General features: G+C 69.3%; 15 protein-coding genes. 6 read left to right on the top strand and 9 right to left on the bottom strand.

Features of this window, described 5'->3' with window-relative positions; all coding sequences use genetic code 11:
- Positions 1-79: 79 nt before the first annotated feature.
- From EV148_RS14590 to prmB, 4 genes are all read right to left on the bottom strand, one after another.
- Positions 80-1,111, bottom strand: coding sequence for an aspartate-semialdehyde dehydrogenase (locus EV148_RS14590; protein ID WP_131999530.1), 1,032 nt, complete (start codon positions 1,109-1,111; stop codon positions 80-82).
- Between the two features lie 42 nt (positions 1,112-1,153).
- Complete coding sequence (locus tag EV148_RS14595) at positions 1,154-2,167, bottom strand: 2-hydroxyacid dehydrogenase (protein ID WP_131999532.1); 1,014 nt, start codon at positions 2,165-2,167, stop codon at positions 1,154-1,156.
- On the bottom strand, positions 2,164-3,264 hold the full coding sequence (gene aroC, locus EV148_RS14600) for a chorismate synthase (protein WP_131999534.1): 1,101 nt from the start codon (positions 3,262-3,264) through the stop codon (positions 2,164-2,166). Before aroC ends, EV148_RS14595 begins: the two co-directional genes overlap by 4 nt.
- Positions 3,265-3,439: 175 nt before the next feature.
- Positions 3,440-4,402, bottom strand: coding sequence for a 50S ribosomal protein L3 N(5)-glutamine methyltransferase (gene prmB / locus EV148_RS14605; protein WP_182518659.1), 963 nt, complete (start codon positions 4,400-4,402; stop codon positions 3,440-3,442).
- Between the two features lie 85 nt (positions 4,403-4,487).
- On the opposite strand from prmB, the gene EV148_RS14610 reads away from it, so the two are divergent.
- The 3 genes from EV148_RS14610 (at position 4,488) to EV148_RS14620 (ending at position 6,592) form a co-directional block, all read left to right on the top strand.
- Positions 4,488-5,126: an SCO family protein gene (locus EV148_RS14610; protein WP_158287485.1), complete on the top strand. Its 639-nt coding sequence runs from the start codon at positions 4,488-4,490 to the stop codon at positions 5,124-5,126.
- Positions 5,126-5,992, top strand: coding sequence for an archaetidylserine decarboxylase (asd, locus tag EV148_RS14615; protein WP_131999538.1), 867 nt, complete (start codon positions 5,126-5,128; stop codon positions 5,990-5,992). The genes EV148_RS14610 and asd overlap by 1 nt, the downstream gene beginning before the upstream one ends.
- A 171-nt stretch (positions 5,993-6,163) precedes the next feature.
- Complete coding sequence (locus EV148_RS14620) at positions 6,164-6,592, top strand: hypothetical protein (protein ID WP_241988108.1); 429 nt, start codon at positions 6,164-6,166, stop codon at positions 6,590-6,592.
- 205 nt (positions 6,593-6,797) lie between these two features.
- Here the strand turns inward: EV148_RS14620 and EV148_RS14625 are convergent, their stop codons facing one another.
- Positions 6,798-8,318, bottom strand: coding sequence for a transglycosylase SLT domain-containing protein (locus EV148_RS14625; protein WP_131999542.1), 1,521 nt, complete (start codon positions 8,316-8,318; stop codon positions 6,798-6,800).
- 153 nt (positions 8,319-8,471) lie between these two features.
- Between EV148_RS14625 and EV148_RS14630 the strand changes: the two genes are divergently transcribed.
- The gene (locus EV148_RS14630; protein ID WP_131999544.1) at positions 8,472-9,956 is read left to right on the top strand and encodes a helicase HerA-like domain-containing protein; all 1,485 of its coding nucleotides are present in this window, start codon (positions 8,472-8,474) and stop codon (positions 9,954-9,956) included.
- Between the two features lie 2 nt (positions 9,957-9,958).
- A complete protein-coding gene (locus EV148_RS14635; protein WP_131999546.1) occupies positions 9,959-11,257 on the top strand; it encodes a tetratricopeptide repeat protein in 1,299 nt (432 codons plus the stop codon).
- A gap of 4 nt (positions 11,258-11,261) precedes the next feature.
- On the opposite strand, the gene EV148_RS14640 is transcribed toward EV148_RS14635, so the two are convergent.
- Positions 11,262-12,752 (bottom strand): rhomboid family intramembrane serine protease, encoded by a 1,491-nt coding sequence (locus tag EV148_RS14640; RefSeq protein WP_131999548.1) that lies wholly within the window; start codon positions 12,750-12,752, stop codon positions 11,262-11,264.
- Between the two features lie 106 nt (positions 12,753-12,858).
- Between EV148_RS14640 and greB the strand changes: the two genes are divergently transcribed.
- On the top strand, positions 12,859-13,368 hold the full coding sequence (gene greB / locus EV148_RS14645) for a transcription elongation factor GreB (protein WP_131999550.1): 510 nt from the start codon (positions 12,859-12,861) through the stop codon (positions 13,366-13,368).
- Positions 13,369-13,705: 337 nt separating this feature from the next.
- On the opposite strand, the gene EV148_RS14650 is transcribed toward greB, so the two are convergent.
- From EV148_RS14650 to EV148_RS14660, 3 genes are all read right to left on the bottom strand, one after another.
- Entirely contained in the window at positions 13,706-14,863 is a 1,158-nt protein-coding gene (locus EV148_RS14650; protein WP_131999552.1) for an SRPBCC family protein, read from the bottom strand.
- Positions 14,864-15,181: 318 nt separating this feature from the next.
- Positions 15,182-15,823: a response regulator gene (locus EV148_RS14655; protein WP_131999554.1), complete on the bottom strand. Its 642-nt coding sequence runs from the start codon at positions 15,821-15,823 to the stop codon at positions 15,182-15,184.
- Positions 15,820-17,007: a sensor histidine kinase gene (locus EV148_RS14660; protein ID WP_131999556.1), complete on the bottom strand. Its 1,188-nt coding sequence runs from the start codon at positions 17,005-17,007 to the stop codon at positions 15,820-15,822. Before EV148_RS14660 ends, EV148_RS14655 begins: the two co-directional genes overlap by 4 nt.
- Positions 17,008-17,102 lie beyond the last annotated feature (95 nt).

Below are 17,102 nucleotides of genomic sequence, written 5' to 3' on the forward strand. Positions count from 1 at the left end.
TTCGGGCCATCTCGAAACGGGCTTATAACACAATCGTAACTATAGATCACACATACCATTTCGCAAACACCGAGGGCCGTCACAGATGGTTTTTGGCGAGCAGCTCGGCGACCTGCACGGCATTGAGCGCGGCGCCCTTGCGGATGTTGTCGGACACGACCCACAGATCGAGGCCGCGCGGATGCGAGATGTCCTCGCGGATGCGGCCGACGAACACCTCGTCCTTGCCCGCCGCGTGCTGCACCGGCGTCGGGTAGCCACCCGGCCTGTGCTCGTCGACGACGACGACGCCCGGGGCGGCGCGCAGCAGCTCGCGCGCACGCTCCGCATCGATCTTCTTGCGCGTCTCGATGTGCACCGCCTCGGAATGGCCGTAGAACACCGGCACGCGCACGGCGGTGGGATTCACCCGGATCGACGCGTCCTCGAGGATCTTGCGCGTCTCCCACACCATCTTCATTTCTTCCCTGGTGTAGCCGTTGTCCTGGAAGTCGTCGATCTGCGGAATGAGGTTGAAGGCGATCTGCGCCTGGAACTTCGCAGGTGCGGCATCCTGGAAGTTCAGCAGCGCGGCGGTCTGCCGGCCGAGTTCCTCCATGCCCGAACGCCCGGCGCCCGACACCGACTGGTAGGTCGCGACGTTGATCCGCTCGATGCCGACCGCGCGATGGATCGGCGCGAGCGCGACGAGCATCTGCATCGTCGAGCAGTTCGGGTTGGCGATGATGCCGCGGTTGACGTACTGCGCGATCGCGTGCGGATTGACCTCGGCGACGACGAGCGGGACGTCGTCCTGGTAGCGGAACTCCGACGTGTTGTCGATGACGACGGCGCCGGCAGCCGCCGCACGCGGCGCATGCACGCGCGAAACCGAGCCGCCGGCCGAGAAGAAGGCGATGTCGATGCCGTTGAAATCGTAGTCGGCGAGGTTGCGCACGACGAGTTCGCGGCTGCCGAACGACACCTTGCCGCCGGCCGAACGCTCGCTGGCCAGCGGCACGAGTTCGCCGACCGGGAAATCGCGTTCCTTGAGGATCGACAGCAGGGTCTCGCCCACGGCGCCGGTCGCGCCGGCGATGGCAATGTTGTACGTGGTCGTGCTCTTCGTCATGGTCGATGCCGGTGCTGGGCTTAACGGAAAGGGGTTCGAGCATCACGCGGAACGGCCGTCGCGCGCCAATGACGCGTCGGCATTAAGCGGGTTCGCCGGCCGGCCCGCATGGGGTCCGGCGCCGAGCGCCGCGGTCAGGTTGTCGACCGCGAGCGCGACCATCGCGCGCCGCGTCGCCTCGCTCGCGCTGGCGATGTGCGGCGTGAGCACGACGTTGCGGCAGGCGAGCAGGCGCGGATGCACCGCCGGCTCGCCCTCGTAGACGTCCAGCCCGGCCGCGGCGATGCGCCCGGCGGCGAGCGCGTCGGCGAGAGCGGCGTCGTCGACGATGCCGCCGCGCGCGATGTTCACGAGCGTCGCGCCCGGTTTCATGCGCGCGAGTTCGGTCGCGCCGATCGCATGATGGGTCTGTGCCGAATGCGGCAGCGCGAGCACGAGATGGTCGCTGTGCACGAGCAGCTCGTTCATGGCGACATGGGCCGCCGCGCAGTCGCGCTCGACGTCCGGCGCCAGGCGCGAGCGGTTGTGGTAGAGCACGCGCATGCCGAAGCCGCGCGCGCGGCGCGCGATCGCCTGGCCGATGCGCCCCATGCCGAGGATGCCGAGCGTGCTGCCGTGCACGTCGCGGCCGAGCATGAGTTCGAACGACCACGTCGTCCAGCGGCCTTCGCGCAGCCAGCGTTCGGCTTCGGTCACGCGCCGTGCGGTCGCGAGCAGCAGCGCCCAGGCGAAATCCGCGGTCGTCTCGGTGAGCACGTCGGGCGTGTTCGTGGCGACGATGCCCGCGGCGGTGAGCGCCGCGACGTCGAGGTTGTCGTAGCCGACGCCGACATTGGCGATCGCGCGCAGGCGTTTCGCACCGGCGATCACCGCCGCGTCGATGCGGTCGGGAATGAACACCAGCGCGCCGTCGACGTCGCGCAGGCCGGCGCGCAGCTCGTCCGCGCTGCGCGGCGCGACCTCGGCTTCGACGCACACGTCGAAATGGCGCTCGAGGCGCGCCAGGATGTCGCCGAAGACCGGCTGGGTCACCCAGACGCGTGGTCGCGCGCTCATTCCACGCGACCCGGCACGCGCGGCTCGACCGCCCCCACGTCGCCGCACTGCGCGCGATGGCGCAGCGCCTGGTCCATCAGCACGAGCGCGACCATCGCCTCGGCGATCGGAGTCGCGCGGATGCCCACGCAGGGATCGTGGCGGCCCTTGGTGACGACTTCGACCGGCTCGCCGGCGAGGTTCACGCTGCGGCCCGGGACGAGGATGCTCGAGGTCGGCTTCAACGCGATCGACGCAACCAGCGCCTGCCCGGTCGAGATGCCGCCGAGGATGCCGCCGGCATGGTTGGAGAGGAACCCCTGCGGCGTGATCTCGTCGCGATGCGCGCTGCCGCGCTGGGCGACCGCGGCGAAGCCGTCGCCGATCTCGACGCCCTTGACCGCGTTGATGGACATCAGCGCGGCGGCAAGCTCGCCGTCGAGCTTGCCGTAGATCGGCTCGCCCCAGCCCGCCGGCACGCCGTCGGCGACGACGGTGACGCGCGCACCGACCGAGTCGCCGGACTTGCGCAGTGCATTCACGTACGCCTCGAGTTCCTCGACCATCGCGGCGTCGGGCCAGAAGAACGGATTGGTCTCGACCGCGTCCCAGTCGAACGCGCGCGGCACGAGGTCGCCGATCTGTACGAGATGGCCGCGCACGCGCACGCCGTGGCGCTCGGCGAGCCACTTCTTGGCGATCACCGCGGCGGCGACGCGCATCGTCGTCTCGCGCGCGGACGAACGACCGCCTCCGCGCGGGTCGCGGATGCCGTACTTCTGCCAGTAGGTGTAGTCGGCGTGGCCGGGACGGAACGTATCGAGCAGGTCGCCGTAGTCCTTCGAACGCTGGTCGGTGTTGCGGATCACGAGCGCGATCGGCGTGCCGGTCGTGCGGCCCTGATACACGCCCGAGAGGATCTCGACCTCGTCGGCCTCGTGCCGCTGCGACGTGAAGCGGCTGCGCCCGGTCGCGCGCCGCTCGAGGTCGGCGCGGAATTCCTCCGGCGCGAGCGCGAGCCCCGGCGGGCAGCCGTCGACGACGCAGCCGATCGCCGGGCCGTGGCTTTCACCGAAGGTCGTCACCGTCAGGAGCTTGCCGAAGGAATTGCTGGACATGTGGTTCGCTGCTGGCTGGTCGTGATGCGGATCGCGAACTCCGCGACGTCATTGCGCGAAAGCGGTAAACCATCTTGCGCGTCTGGAGGGGCGCGCCTTCCAATACCCGACCAAGGCGCTCGCTGACCACGACGCCGGGGCCGGCGTGACCCGGAGCGACGGAGGTCCGCCCCCCCTACTTGCGCGCACTCGCCGCGCGATGGATCTCCGCGGCATGCTCGACGAGGTCGCGCCGGTCGAGCAGGAAAACGCCCATCTGGCCGACGTTGAACTCGATCCAGTTGAACGGCACGTTCGGCAACGTCGCGACGAGCGCGCGTTCGCTCTCGCCGACCTCGACGATGAGCACGCCGTCCTCGGTGAGATGGTCCGGTGCCGCCGCGAGGATGCGCAATGCGAAATCGAGCCCGTCGTGGCCCGCGGTCAAGCCTAGTTTCGGCTCGTGGCCGTACTCGGGCGGCAGTGCGGCGAATTCCTGTTCGGTCACGTACGGCGGATTGCTCACGATGAGGTCGTAGCGCTCGCCGGCGAAGCTGGCGAACAGGTCCGACTTGATCACGCGCACGCGCTCGCCGACGTCCTGGAATTCGACGTTCTCGCGCGCGAGCGCGAGCGCATCGTCGCTGATGTCGGCGAGATCGACCTGCCAGTCCGGGTTGTGCGCGGCCATCGCGATGCCGATGCAGCCCGAACCCGTGCACAGGTCGAGCGCGCGCTCGACGTGGCGCTCGTCGAGCCACGGCGAGAAGCCGCCCTGGATCAGCTCGGCGATCGGCGAGCGCGGCACCAGGGCGCGTCCGTCCGACTTGAACTTGAGGCCGGCGAACCACGCCTCGCCGGTCAGGTAGGCGACCGGGCGATGCTCGTCGACGCGGCGGTCGATCAGCGCGAGCACGGCGTGCTTCTCCGCTGCGGTGAGCTTCGCCTGGCCGTAGGCGGGCGAAAGGTCATGCGGCAGGTGCAGCGCGTGCAGCACGAGGTGGGTGGCCTCGTCGAGCGCGTTGTCGTAGCTGTGGCCGAAGGTGAGGCCGGCGGCGCCGAAGCGGCTCGCGCCGTAGCGGATGAAATCGACGATCGTCGCGAGTTCCTGCGTCACGTTGGCGTCCGCCAATTCGAAGGGTCGAGCAGTATAGGGCATGCGCCGCCGCGGCCCCGCGATACGCGGCCGCATCGCGCGCGCGCGGGCCGCCGCGTACGGTGCCCGGCGCCCGTATAATCGGCGGATGGCCCGCCTTCGCAACGCCGGTCGCATTTCCGCGAACTGGCTCATCATCATCGCCGCCTTCGCCGCCGCCGCCGGCCTCTGGCTCGGCATGCGCGTGCTCGCGCCGGCACGAGGCCCTGCCCTCGCGACCGTCGTGATGTATCCCGCGCCGCGCGAACTGCCCGCGTTCGAACTCGATCGCAGCGACGGCGGCAAGCTCAGGCTCGACGACTGGAAGGGACGCTGGACGATCGTGTTCTTCGGCTACACGAATTGCCCCGACGTCTGCCCGACGACGCTGTCGGATTTCAAGCAGGTGTGGAAGCGCCTGCCGGCGGCGACGAAGCAGCGCGTGCGCTTCGACTTCGTTTCGGTCGACCCGCAACGCGACACGCCGGCCCAGCTCGCGCGCTACGTCGGCTTTTTCGATCCGGACTTCGTCGCCGCGAGCGGCAGCGACGAGCAGCTGACGCGCCTCACCCACGCGCTCGGGCTCGTCTACGCGCGCGGCGAACCCAGGGACGGCACCTACGAGGTCGACCACAGCGCGTCGGCCGTGCTCATCGATCCCGAGGGCCACCAGGCCGGCGTGATGCGGCCGCCGTTCGACGCGGCGAAGATCGCGGCGGACCTCGTCGCGCTCGCGGGAACACGCTGATGCGCGCGTCCGTCGCCCTGCAATACGTGCTGCCGCATCGCTTCCTGTCGCGCCTCGTGCTGTGGGGCACGCGCTGGACGTTCGCGCCGTGGAAGGACTTCCTGATCCGGCGCATCGTCAAGGCCTATCGCGTCGACCTCGGCGAAGCCGAACAACCCGATCCGGCCGCATACGCGCACTTCAACGCGTTCTTCACGCGCGCGCTCAAGCCCGGCGCGCGCCCGCAGGCCGAGGCTGCCGATGCGGTCCTCTGCCCCGCCGACGGTCGCATCAGCCAGGCCGGACCGATCCGCGCCGGCCGCGTGTTCCAGGCCAAGGGGCAGGATTTCAGCGTCGCCGAACTGCTGGGCGACGAGGCGGCCGCAGCGCCGTACGCGGACGGCCGCTTCGCGACCGTCTACCTGTCGCCGCGCGACTACCACCGCGTGCACATGCCGCTCGCGGGCGAACTGCTCGAGACCGTGCACGTGCCCGGCCGCCTGTTCAGCGTGGCGTCGTTCGCGGTCGCGGCGGTGCCGCGCCTGTTCGCGCGCAACGAGCGCCTTGTCTGCCATTTCCGCGGCGCAAACGGGCCGTTCGCGGTGGTGCTCGTCGGCGCGATGCTCGTCTCCGGCATCGAAACCGTCTGGGGCGGCGTCGAGGTGCCGCCCTATGCCTCGCGCATCACGCGGCGCGACTGGCGCAGCCGCGGCGTCCGCCTCGCGCGCGGTGTGGAGATGGGCCGTTTCAACATGGGTTCGACGGCGATCGTGCTGCTGCCTGCGGCCGCGACGCTTGATCCCGCCCTGTCGCCGGAGCAGGCGGTACGCGTCGGCGAGCCGATCGGATCGCTCGCGGGAGCGAATCTCCTCCCCGGCATGGGTTGAAATCCCTCTTCCCAAGCCCCCGCACATCAGTCACAATGTGACGCGATTGGGCAATTTGTGACGCACTGGGCGGTCTCATGGGGTAGACCTCGCCTAGTATCGGCGCCACGGATTCGACGAACCATCCAGATTGGCCCCAGGGATGGGCAGGGGGAAAAAGCCATGCAGATCATGACCCGTTTGATCGCCCTCAGCCGCGCGATGCAGCTGCGCCGGCAGTTCCGGGAGATCAACAAGACGCTCGAACTGTTGCCGCCGGCAGCTCGCCGGCAGCTCGCCGGGATCGCCCTGCGCGAGTTCACGAGCGCCTCGAAGAGCGAATTCCCGCATCTCTACGCGACCCCGCCGGAAGAAAAATACCGGCCCTGGGGCAGCGGCACCGATATCGGCCTCGAGCGCCTGCGCTCGGACAATCTCCAGGTGCGCCTACGCGGCGTCGCCCTGTGGCTTACCGTCGTCTTCCACGAGACGAAGGATTCGCCGTTCGGCGAGCAGCAGGAACTGCACCGCCAGGCGATGCGCTGCCTGCGCTCGCTCAAGGAAGGCGTGCCGGCCGACGACCTCAGCCGCTGGATGATCGAAGGCGCCGAAGCCGCCTGATTCACACGTGCACGTCACGCCGGCGTGCAGGCGGAACGGATGCCGCACAGGGCCATCCGTTTCCGCAGGGCCGGAGCAACCCGGCTCGCAGGCATCGGGATGATGCTGCCGGGTGGACTGGTGCGGTCCACGGACGGACCGCAATTCGCATCGACGATTCACAGGACGGGACCTGGCGCACGGAAGCGCCAACTCCGCCGTTCCTTCAGCGCGGGCACTCCGGCACCTTCAGCGCCTGCCCCGGCTTGATCGGATAGTGCGGTCCGCGCAGGCCGTTCGCCGCGGCGATCTCGCGGATGCCGCAATGGCCGCTGCGACGCGCGATCGCCGCGAGCGTGTCGCCCTTGCGCACGATGTACGTCCGGTCCTTCGCCCGCGCCTTCCCCGGCGAACGTGATTGCGCGAGTGCGACCGGCGGCGGTGCAGGCACGATCGCCTCGTGCAGTTCCGCGGCGAGCTCCGGCCACCGGCCAGCCGCGCAGTCGCGTTCGTACACCTTCTCCAGCCGCTGCGGCACGACGAGCCGCGCGCCGACCGGCTCCTGCTGCTGCGGATCGAGCTGTGGGTTGAGGTTGCGCAAGGTGCGGAACCAGCCGTCGTGGGCATTGCCGTCCTGGCCGAGGCAGACGGTGAGTTCGGCGATCGACGCCGGCCGCTTCAGCGTGATGCTGCCCGGCTTGGCCGCGATCTTCGGGAATTCGAGGTTGTAGCGTTCCGGGTGCATGAACAACCATGCCGCCGCGAGCACCATCGGCACGTATTCGCGCGTCTCCTGCGAGATGCTGCCGTAGACCTCCGGGCTCCAGAACCCCGACGCATTCTCGCCCCGGCCCGCACGCCGCTGCATCGCGCCTTCGCCGCCGTTGTACGCGCCGATCACGAGTTCGAGGTTGTTGTTGAAGATCGCGAGCTGCTCGTTGACGTAGGCGGCATTCGCGCGCGCGGCGAGGCGCGGATCGAAACGCCGGTCGAAACCGTCGACCGTGGTGAGGCCGAAGCGCAGGCCCGTCGCATACATGAACTGCAGCGGGCCCGATGCGCCCGAGCGCGACACCGCATGCACCTTGCCGCCGGATTCCTTGGCGAGCATGCCGAACAGCAGGGCTTCGGGCAGGCCCGCCTTCTCGTATTCGGGCCACATCTGGTAGCGCAGGTACTGGTAGTTCTCGTACGCCGTCATCAGGTTCGGCCGGTACTGCGTGAGCCATTCCTCCAGCGCGGCCTTGACCGGCCCGTTGAGCGCGATGATGTCGCCGAGTTCGCGTCCCTTGAGCAGGGTCACCGAGCGGCCGAGCTGTGGCAGCGCGGTCACCACCGGCGAACCTTCGCCGACTTCCCCGGTCGCTTCCGGCGTGGTGGCGCTGGTGTCGCCTTCGACCGCGAGGTCGGAAGGACTGCCTATGCCCGCGCGCAGCAGCGAATCGAAGCCCGCGACGAAGCGCTGCTCATCGCACTCCTTGACCTGCGCGCACTGCGTCGCCGCGGCACGCAGGTCGTCGAGCGCCGCCTTCATCTCGGCCTGCGCGCGCGCGGTCTCGCCCGAGCGCGCGAGCGCGAGCCCGGCTTCGTAGCGCCGGCTGTCCTCGTCGAGTCGCTGGTAGAGCGCGTTCGATTCGTCGTCGGCCTTCGCCTGCGCCGCGCCCGGGCCGCCACGCGGTGCGTTGCCGGCGCACGCCGCGAGGGCTGCCGCGGCGGCGGCGATGCAGAAGGTGCGATGTCGAAGCATGGGCGTGCAGCCGTACGTGGAAACGCCGCAAGTTAACCCCATGCGCCAGCTGCGGCAACCCGCGCGCCGACGCGATGCGCCGCTGCGTCGGCGCGATTCGTCGCTACAATCGGCCGTCATGGCTACGCGTGGCGTGCATCCGGGGAGAATCTCTTGAGCGACATCCTGATCGGCAAGGGCGACAAGGACGTGTTCCTGCTCGCCAAGTACGCGAACCGCCACGGCATGGTCGCCGGCGCGACCGGCACCGGCAAATCCGTGTCGCTGATGCTCATGGCGGAAGGCTTTTCGAAGCTCGGCGTGCCGGTGTTCCTCGCCGACGTCAAGGGCGACCTCGCCGGGCTGTCGCAGCCCGGCGCGATGAACGACAAGCTGAAGGCGCGCATCGACAAGCTCGGCATCGACTGGGCGCCGAGCGCGAGTCCGGTCGTGTTCTGGGACATCTGGGGCAAGCTCGGCCACCCGGTGCGCACGACCGTGTCGGAGATGGGCCCCAACCTGCTCGCGCGCCTGCTCGAACTCAACGACACGCAATCAGGCGTGCTCGAGATCGTGTTCAAGGCCGCCGACGACGACGGCCTGCTGCTGCTCGACCTCAAGGACCTGCGCACACTGCTGTCGTTCGCCGCCGACAACGCGAAGGAACTGTCGCAGCACTACGGTCTCGTCTCGACGCAGTCGATCGCGGCGATCCAGCGCGCGCTGCTCTCGCTCGAGCAGGCGGGAGGCGACCAGTTCTTCGGCGAACCCGCGCTCGACCTCGCCGACTTCATGCGCCAGGACATGTCCGGTCGCGGCATCGTCAACATCCTCGCCGCCGACCAGCTCATCCTCAAGCCGAAGCTGTACACCACGTTCCTCTTGTGGATGCTCTCCGAACTGTTCGAGAAGCTGCCGGAAGTCGGCGACCTCGACCAGCCCAAGCTCGTGTTCTTCTTCGACGAGGCGCACCTGCTGTTCGACGATGCGCCTGCCGCGCTGCGCCAGCGGGTCGAACAGGTCGTGCGCCTGATCCGCTCGAAGGGCGTCGGCGTCTACTTCTGCTCGCAGAATCCCGACGACGTGCCCGACGTCGTCCTCGGCCAGATGGGCAACCGCATCCAGCATGCGTTGCGCGCGTTCACGCCGCGCGACCAGAAGGCGGTCAAGGCCGCGGCGGAGACGTTCGCGCCGAACCCGAAGATCGACGTCGCGCAGGCGATCACCCAACTGGGCGTCGGCGAGGCACTCGTCTCGACCTTGCAGGCCGGCGGCATACCGATGCCGGTCGAACGCGCGCTGGTTTCGTCGCCCGGCTGTCGCATCGGCACCATCACCGACGCCGAGCGCGCGATGATCCGCTCGCGCTCGCCGATCGGCACGAAGTACGACACCATGGTCGATCGCGAATCGGCGTTCGAGAAGCTGTCGCAACGCGCCGAACAGGAGGCTGCGTCGGCGCCCGCCGCGACGAAGGGCGGCAAGGCGCAGCCCGACGAAGGCAGCGGCTGGACGCAGGCGGCGAAGGACATGGTGTTCGGCACCAAGCGCCGCCAGGGCATGATCGAGGCGTTCGCGAAGTCCGCCGTGCGCAACGCGGCCGGCCAGCTCGGTCGCTCGCTGCTGCGTGGCGTGCTCGGCTCGTTGATGAGGCGCTGAGCATGGCGACGTCGCACCGCCCCGGCGTACCGCCCGCGCACGACCGCATCGTTCCGTTCTGGAATCGCCTGCGCGAGATCTCGCTGTACCCGACGCGCTCGGGCGCACTCACGACGATCGTCGTGCTCGCCCTCTGCCAGCTCATCGGTTTCCTGCCGCTCGGCTTCATCGGCTGGCTGTTCCAGCTCCTGATCTGGGTCGGCCTGTACAAGTATGCCTTCGAATGCCTGCGTGCGACCGCGGACGGCCGCCTCGAACCGCCCGAGGTCGCGGTATCCGTGGAGGACAACCTCGGCTGGTCGCAGATCTGGCTGCAGGTCGCGTTCTTCGCCTTCAACGTGGCCGGCTTCGTGCTGCTCGGGCCGGTCGGCGGTGCGCTCGTGGCGATCTTCCTCGCCATCGCGCTACCGGGCGCGATCATGTCGCTGGCGATGGAGCAGAACCTCGGCCATGCGCTCAATCCGCTCACCTGGCTCGAGATCATGGGCCGCTTCGGCTGGCCCTACATCGCGGTGGCCGCGCTGTACGCGGTGTTCAACTTCAGCCAGCACTACGCGCAGGCGCTCGTGGTGCCGATGCTGCCGCCGGTCATCTCGACGCTGGTGTTCCATTTCATCACCAACTACGTGGTCGTCGCGACGTTCCACCTCATGGGTTACCTGATCTACCAGTACCACGACGAGATCGGCTACGAACCCGCGGCGAAGACCACCCCGCTCGCGCCGCGCCTGCGCGACCCGGACCAGGACCTGCTAGACGAAGCCGCGCGACACGTGCGCGATGGCCAGCCCGAGGCCGCGGCGGAGCTGCTCGGCGGCCAGCTGCGCGCACGCGGCGGCACCGAGGCGGTCCACGTGCAGTACCGCAAGGTGCTCGGCGTTCTCGGCCGGCACGACGAGTTGCTCCGGCACGGCCGCGAATGGGTCGCGGTGCTCGTCGCGCAGGACAAGGACCGCCGCGCGGTCGACGTCGTGCGCGATTGTCAGGAGATCGATCCCGCGTTCCAGCCCGCCGATCCCGACGACGTCGCGCGCATCGCGCGCACCGCCGTCGAGGCGGGCCAGAGCCAGGTCGCGCTGCGGCTCGTCTCGAGCTGGTACAAGAGCCATCCGAAGCACCGCGACGTACCCGCGAACTGCCTGCTCGCCGCCAAGCTGCTGGCCGAGCGCATGGGCAAGGACGACACCGCACGCGCTCTGCTCGACCGCGTGCTGCAGGCGTTTCCGCAGGCGCTCACTGGCGAGGTGGGTGCCTACCGTCGCTTCCTCGACACGCTCGGCGCGCCGCCGGCGCGGGCGTGACCGCTCAGGCTCCGGCAGCGAGGAGCAGCCTGGCCTTGTCCGCTTCGGCCGAACCCGGCCAGAGGGTGGCGACCTGCGCGAGCGCCGCGCGCGCGGGTCCGTTTTCACGGCGTTCGTGCAGGTCGCGTGCGACCTGCAGCATCGCCGCCGCGAGGCCGGGCGTCGCCGGCGCACGCGCGGCCAGCCCGCCGAGCAATTCGACCGCGGCGGCACCCGCACCGATCGTCGGCCAGCAGCGCGCGAGCGCGACCTGCCGTACCGGCGCCAGCGGCAGGCCACGGCCCGGGGCCGCCTTCACGTAGTCGTCGTAAACGGCCTTCTGTTCGCGCAGGTCGGCTGCCGCCCGCAGCGCGAGGCCGAGCACCGCGCGCGCCGCATCGTCGAGCCGCGGCATGCCCGGTTCGTAACGCGCGCAGCGGTACAACGCGACGCGTACCGCGAGGTCGTCCGGACGCCGCCCCGCAAGCGGCTCGAGCAAGGCGCGCGCCGCGCCGATCTCGAGTCGGCCGACGTGCGCCTGCGCCTGCGCGAGCAGCGCATCGTCCGCGTCCGCCGCTTCGGCGATCGCATCCTCGTCGAGGAACTCGACGCGCTCCCAGCCGAGCCGGCGCACTGCGAGCGCCAGCACGGCGCCGCAGACGATGCCGCCCGCATGCGCCTCGAACGCGACATTGGAGCCGTGCACGAACGCGAGTTGCAGCACTTCCCAGCCGAGCCATGCGGGCAGCAGCACGAGCGCCGGTGCCTTGACGTAGTCGAACACGACGAAGAACCACCAGAAGAAGCGCACCTTGCGCCTGCCCCAGAGCACGCAGTACGCGCCCATCAGCGAGGCGATCGCGCCCGATGCGCCGACCAGCGAACCCGACTCGCCCCAGTGCCAGGCGAGGCTCGCGAGTGCGGCGCCGGCGCCACCGAGCAGGTAGACGGCGAGGAACAGGCCATGGCCGAGCGCGCCTTCGACGAGCAGGCCGAGCAGCGCAAGGAAGAGCATGTTGCCGAGCAGGTGGCCGATGCTGCCGTGCAGGAACATCGAACCGAGGATGCGCGCGGGCGCGATTTCCGACTGGCGCAGCTTCCAGCGCTCGGTGAAGGAGCGGTCCCATAGCCGGTCGAATTCGGCACGCGCCTCGCGCCACTCGTCGATGCCTCTCGCGTCGGCCGCGAACGCCGTGCCGTCGTGCAATGCGGCGACGAAGGCATCGTCCGATTGCAGCACCGCGGCCGCCCGGCGCGGATCGCGCCCGTCGGACGCCAGCCGCTCGAACATGCCGCGGCGTCGATCGTCGACGTGGCGTGCAAGCCAGTCCCGATAGGCAGGGAACTCCCATTGCGGCAGGCCACGCTCCATGTAGGTGTCGAGCGCGTGCGCCTGCCGCGCGTCGTCGCGCTGCTGCAGGGCGAGGAACACGAACGCATTGACGAGGACCAGCGCGAGCGTGACCCAGGGGAAGTTGGCGCGGGTCGGCGCGCGGTGCAATGGCAGGATCAACACACCGCGGCCCCTTCCCGAACAGACGAACGGCGATTCTAACGCCGCACCCCGTGGCACGCGGATGCGGCGATGGTAACGTTCGCGTTTTGCACGGGACGACACTGCAATGAGCCGATGGCGACCACCCGCACCGGCTTCGACCGCGATGATCACGCCCGAGGGTCATGCGCGCCTCAAGGCCGAACTCGACGAACTCTGGCGCGTGCGCCGACCCGAAGTCGTGCGCGCGCTCGCCGCCGCCGCCGCCGAAGGCGACCGGTCCGAGAACGCGGAATACACCTACCGCAAGAAGCAGCTCGGCGAGATCGATCGGCGCGTGCGTTACCTCGGCAAGCGGCTGGAACACCTGCGCGTCGTCGATACGCCCCCCACTGATCGCGGCGCGGTGTTTTTCGGCGCCTGGCTGCGCCTCGAGGACGAGGATGGCCACGAACACGCCTATCGCATCGTCGGTCCGGACGAGACCGACGCCGCGCGCGGCTGGATCAGCATCGACTCGCCGCTCGCGCGCGCGGCGCTGAAGCGGCGCGCAGACGACGAGTTCGAAGCGGAATTGCCGGGGGGACGTCGTTCGTTCGTCGTGCTCGAGGTGCGGTACGGCGCGCCGCTCGACTGAGCGCTCACGTCACCGTATCTCAGGCATTGCCTGCGCTTCGTGCGGTGTGGGCTTGGCGGCCCACCTGGTGCCCTGCCCGCCCCCGGCGGCGCACGGACGACTTCCAGGCACGCGGCCGTCATTCCGCGAAAGCGGGAATCCATCGCGCTCTGCTCTTGAAGCCGCCAGAAGAGCGAAAAGAAAAAGGCTTCCGGCTTTCGCGGAAATGACGCCGGGTAGGCGTCGTGTTGCCGCCGCGGCGTGCGGAGGGACCCGCCGCCATGCGGCCGCGTCCCGCCCCGCGGCTCCAATGAAAAGGGCGGCCGAAGCCGCCCTTCATCGTTCGCTGCGATCGTGCTCAGCGCGTGATCGGCAGGTACACGCGATAGACCTCCTGGTCGACCGGCGTGTCGGGCTCGGACATGAACTCGTCCCAGAAGCGACCGACGCCACCTTCGCTGTAACGGTAGCCGTGCGTCTCCGCGTACGCCTTCTGGTTGAGGCGGATCAGCGGCAACTGCGCCGCGCTGCCCGTGTACTCGGTGTAGAGCGCCGTGCCCTGGTACCACAGCGCCGCGCGCACGTTGCCGTCGACCACGAGGTAGCCCTTGTTGTCCTTCTCGCCCGGGCCGTAGGTCTTCGGCTGGCCGCTCTCGTCGACGCCTTCGTCGCTCTGGTTCGGCACCGGCGTCTCGATGTTGTAGGTCTGCCCGTCGAGCGTGAACGAGGTCGCGCTGACCGGCACGGCGACGCTGAAGGTGTAGTCTTCTTCGCCCCACTCGGTCGTGATCGTCATGCGCGGGCCCGCGGCGGTGAGGCCGGCCTTCTTGAGCGCCTCTTCGATCTCGGTCATGGCCGTGCTCGTCGCGTCGGCCACTTCCTCGAGCGAGCGCTTGGCCTTCGTGTTGACGAGGAACACCGGCTTGGCCTCGACGTTGACGACGTCGATCTTCTGGTCCTTGTAGTCGGTGTTCGGGAAGCCGGCGAGCATCGCCGACAGGCTGGCGAGGTTGCCCTGCACGATCGCCGACGGTTCGCCGTTGATGTAGAGGCCGCCGAAGCGGTGCACGAGGTTCCAGCCGTAGTCGACGTCGTAGGACTCGGTGACCTTGACCGTCTTGCCGTTCGCGGTCGGCTGCAGCGTGATCTTGTAGGTGCGGTTGGTGCCGATCCAGTCGTTGTCCAGCGCCATCTCGACGCTGCTGTCCTGCTCGGTCTTGGTGATCGTGAGCGAGCCGTCACGCACCTTCGGCGAGGCACTGGTCCAGCTCACCTTCGCGCCGACGCCGGCTTCCGGGCCGGAGAGCGTCATCTTGATGTTCGGGTCGAACGCGCGCATGCCGGTCCACTGGGGGAAGCGGCGGAACGAGTTGACCGAGTCGTAGACCTGCCGCAGCGGGCTCGGCACCTCGACGGTACGCTCGATGTGGCCGTGATCCGGCAGCACCACGCCGACCAGGACGGCGAGCAGGAACACGATCAGCAGAGCGATCAGAATTTCGAAAATACGAATCATCCGAGGTATCTCCAGAACCCAGCCATTGGCTGCACGCGCGGCGAGCGACGCCCGACCGGATTCGGCCACGCCGTCCCCTTGTGCCCGCGCATGCACGGTCCCGCGCTGGCGGGACAAGGAACGGATGGTACTGGAGTCCGGGGCGCATGCGCTACGACCCCGGCGCGGCCGCGGCGGCGGCGCGCCGGCACCGCGCGCCCCGCCGGCGTGCCCCGGCGCGCGCTTTCGCCCGCCAATGCGGCGGCCGGGCGCGCGCCCGGCGGCCCAAGAGCGCAATCGGCGCAACACGCCACGACGGCACTTGCGCCGGACGGCGCCTCAGACGATACCGAGTTCGAACGCCTTCAGGACCGCGCGCGTACGGTCGCGCACGCCGAGCTTGGACAGGATGTTGGAGACATGATTCTTCACCGTTCCCTCGGCGACGCCGAGCGAATTGGCGATCTCCTTGTTGCTGTAGCCGCCGGCCATGAGTCTCAGGATCTCGGTTTCCCGCTCGGTCAGCGGGTCGGGCCGGTCCAGGCTCGTGAACTCGTTGTGCATCCGCTCGAGCCCGCTGAGCAGGCGCTGCGTGACCATCGGCGCGACCAGCGAGCCGCCGTCGGCGACGGTCCTGACGGCGTCGACGAGCTGGTCGAGGGAGACGTCCTTGAGCAGGTAGCCGCGTGCACCGGCCTTGAGGCCGGCGAGCACGAGCTGGTCGTCGTCGAACGTGGTCAGGATGATCGTCGGCGGCAGCTGGTTCTTCGCCGCGAGCGCATTGAGCACGTCGAGGCCGGACATCCCCGGCATGCGCATGTCGAGCAGGACCACGTCCGGCTTCACGCGCGGGATGGTTTCGACCGCCTGCGCGCCGTCGCCGGCCTCGGCGATGACGCGGATCGAATCGGACAGCTCGAGCAGCGAGCGGATGCCCTGGCGCACCAGGGTCTGGTCGTCGACCAGGCAGACTTGGATCACGAGGTTCCCTCCAGTGGCAGCAGGGCATCGAGGGCGAAGCCCCGCCCCTTGCCGGTGACGATGTCGACGCGCCCGCCGAACTGCGCGAGGCGCTCGCGCATGCCGGTGAGGCCGTTGCCCTGCCGCAGTTCGCTCGCGCCCTGGCCGTCGTCGCGCGCGTGGATCGCCATCTGGCGGTCCGCACTGCGCTCGAAGGTCAGCCACAGGTTGCGTGCTCCGGCATGGCGCACGGTATTGGTGATGATCTCCTGCGCGCAACGCAGGAGCACCTGCGCGCGCTTGGGATCGTCGACGCTGAAGCGCGGCGGCAGCTCGAGGTGGATCGCGAGGCCGGGCACGCCTTCGGTGAGGTTGCGCAGTGCCTGGGTGAGATCGATGCTGTCGCCCTCGCGCAGCTGGCTGACCACCTCGCGCACGTCGCTGAGCAGCAGCCTGGCGACCGACTGCGCCTGGCGCACGTGCTCCTGCGCCTGCCCCTGCACGAGGTGGCTCGCCACCTCGAGGTTGAGACTGAGCGCGGTCAGGTGGTGGCCGACGAGGTCGTGCAGCTCGCGCGAGATGCGCATGCGTTCGGCGAGGCGGCTCGATTCGGCGAGCAGGGTGCGCGTCGCGCGCAGCTCGGAATTGAGGCGGCGCTGTTCCTCGCGCGCCTCGACCTGCTGCTTGGTCACCAGCGCGGTGACGAACGCGAGCACGATGAAGCCCGAATAGAGGCTCGACTGCAGGAACGCGTCACTGAGGCTGAAGGCCGGTTCGCGGATGCTCGCGAACACGGGCACGAGCGAGAAGTTCTGCAGGACCATCCAGGCGATGCCGATGCGCAACGGCAACAGCCACGGCAGGACGACCGCGACGACCGCGAGCAGCAGCGCCGAGATGCCGCTCTGGCTGAACCAGCCGATGGCGACCGCCATGCCGTTGAGCACGACCAGCAGGCCGATCTGCAACGCGCGCCGCAGCGGCGTGCGGCGGCGGTCGCCGAGGTCGTGCGTGAGGTACCAGTAGACGACGCCGAACACGATGTAGCAGGCGAGCCACAGGTGCACGTAGCTGCCCGGCAGCTGCTTCTGCGCGAGATCCTCGACGACGGTCTGGTAGCGCAGGAACGGCGTGCCGACGCTCGCGTACTGGAACAGTCCCGCGTAGCGGAGCAGCTGGATGTGGTTGAACTGCGGCCAGGACATGCCCTCATGATATGCCGGCGCGCCGGTAGCCGACCTGCCCGGAAGTCATTGTCGGCCCGCGGCCGCCATTCGCCGCTGCTGCCGCTGCTGCAGGG

The organism is Dokdonella fugitiva, from assembly GCF_004342425.1.
Lineage (GTDB): Bacteria > Pseudomonadota > Gammaproteobacteria > Xanthomonadales > Rhodanobacteraceae > Dokdonella_A > Dokdonella_A fugitiva.

Excerpts from the sequence above, each read along its gene's own strand:
- EV148_RS14595 (WP_131999532.1), bottom strand. The coding sequence starts at position 2,167 with ATGAGCGCGCGACCACGCGTCTGGGTGACCCAGCCGGTCTTCGGCGAC.
- EV148_RS14590 (WP_131999530.1), bottom strand. The coding sequence starts at position 1,111 with ATGACGAAGAGCACGACCACGTACAACATTGCCATCGCCGGCGCGACC.
- aroC (WP_131999534.1), bottom strand. The coding sequence starts at position 3,264 with ATGTCCAGCAATTCCTTCGGCAAGCTCCTGACGGTGACGACCTTCGGT.
- asd (WP_131999538.1), top strand. The coding sequence starts at position 5,126 with ATGCGCGCGTCCGTCGCCCTGCAATACGTGCTGCCGCATCGCTTCCTG.
- EV148_RS14635 (WP_131999546.1), top strand. The coding sequence starts at position 9,959 with ATGGCGACGTCGCACCGCCCCGGCGTACCGCCCGCGCACGACCGCATC.
- prmB (WP_182518659.1), bottom strand. The coding sequence starts at position 4,402 with ATGCCCTATACTGCTCGACCCTTCGAATTGGCGGACGCCAACGTGACG.
- greB (WP_131999550.1), top strand. The coding sequence starts at position 12,859 with ATGAGCCGATGGCGACCACCCGCACCGGCTTCGACCGCGATGATCACG.
- EV148_RS14650 (WP_131999552.1), bottom strand. The coding sequence starts at position 14,863 with ATGATTCGTATTTTCGAAATTCTGATCGCTCTGCTGATCGTGTTCCTG.
- EV148_RS14625 (WP_131999542.1), bottom strand. The coding sequence starts at position 8,318 with ATGCTTCGACATCGCACCTTCTGCATCGCCGCCGCCGCGGCAGCCCTC.
- EV148_RS14610 (WP_158287485.1), top strand. The coding sequence starts at position 4,488 with ATGGCCCGCCTTCGCAACGCCGGTCGCATTTCCGCGAACTGGCTCATC.
- EV148_RS14620 (WP_241988108.1), top strand. The coding sequence starts at position 6,164 with ATGACCCGTTTGATCGCCCTCAGCCGCGCGATGCAGCTGCGCCGGCAG.
- EV148_RS14660 (WP_131999556.1), bottom strand. The coding sequence starts at position 17,007 with ATGTCCTGGCCGCAGTTCAACCACATCCAGCTGCTCCGCTACGCGGGA.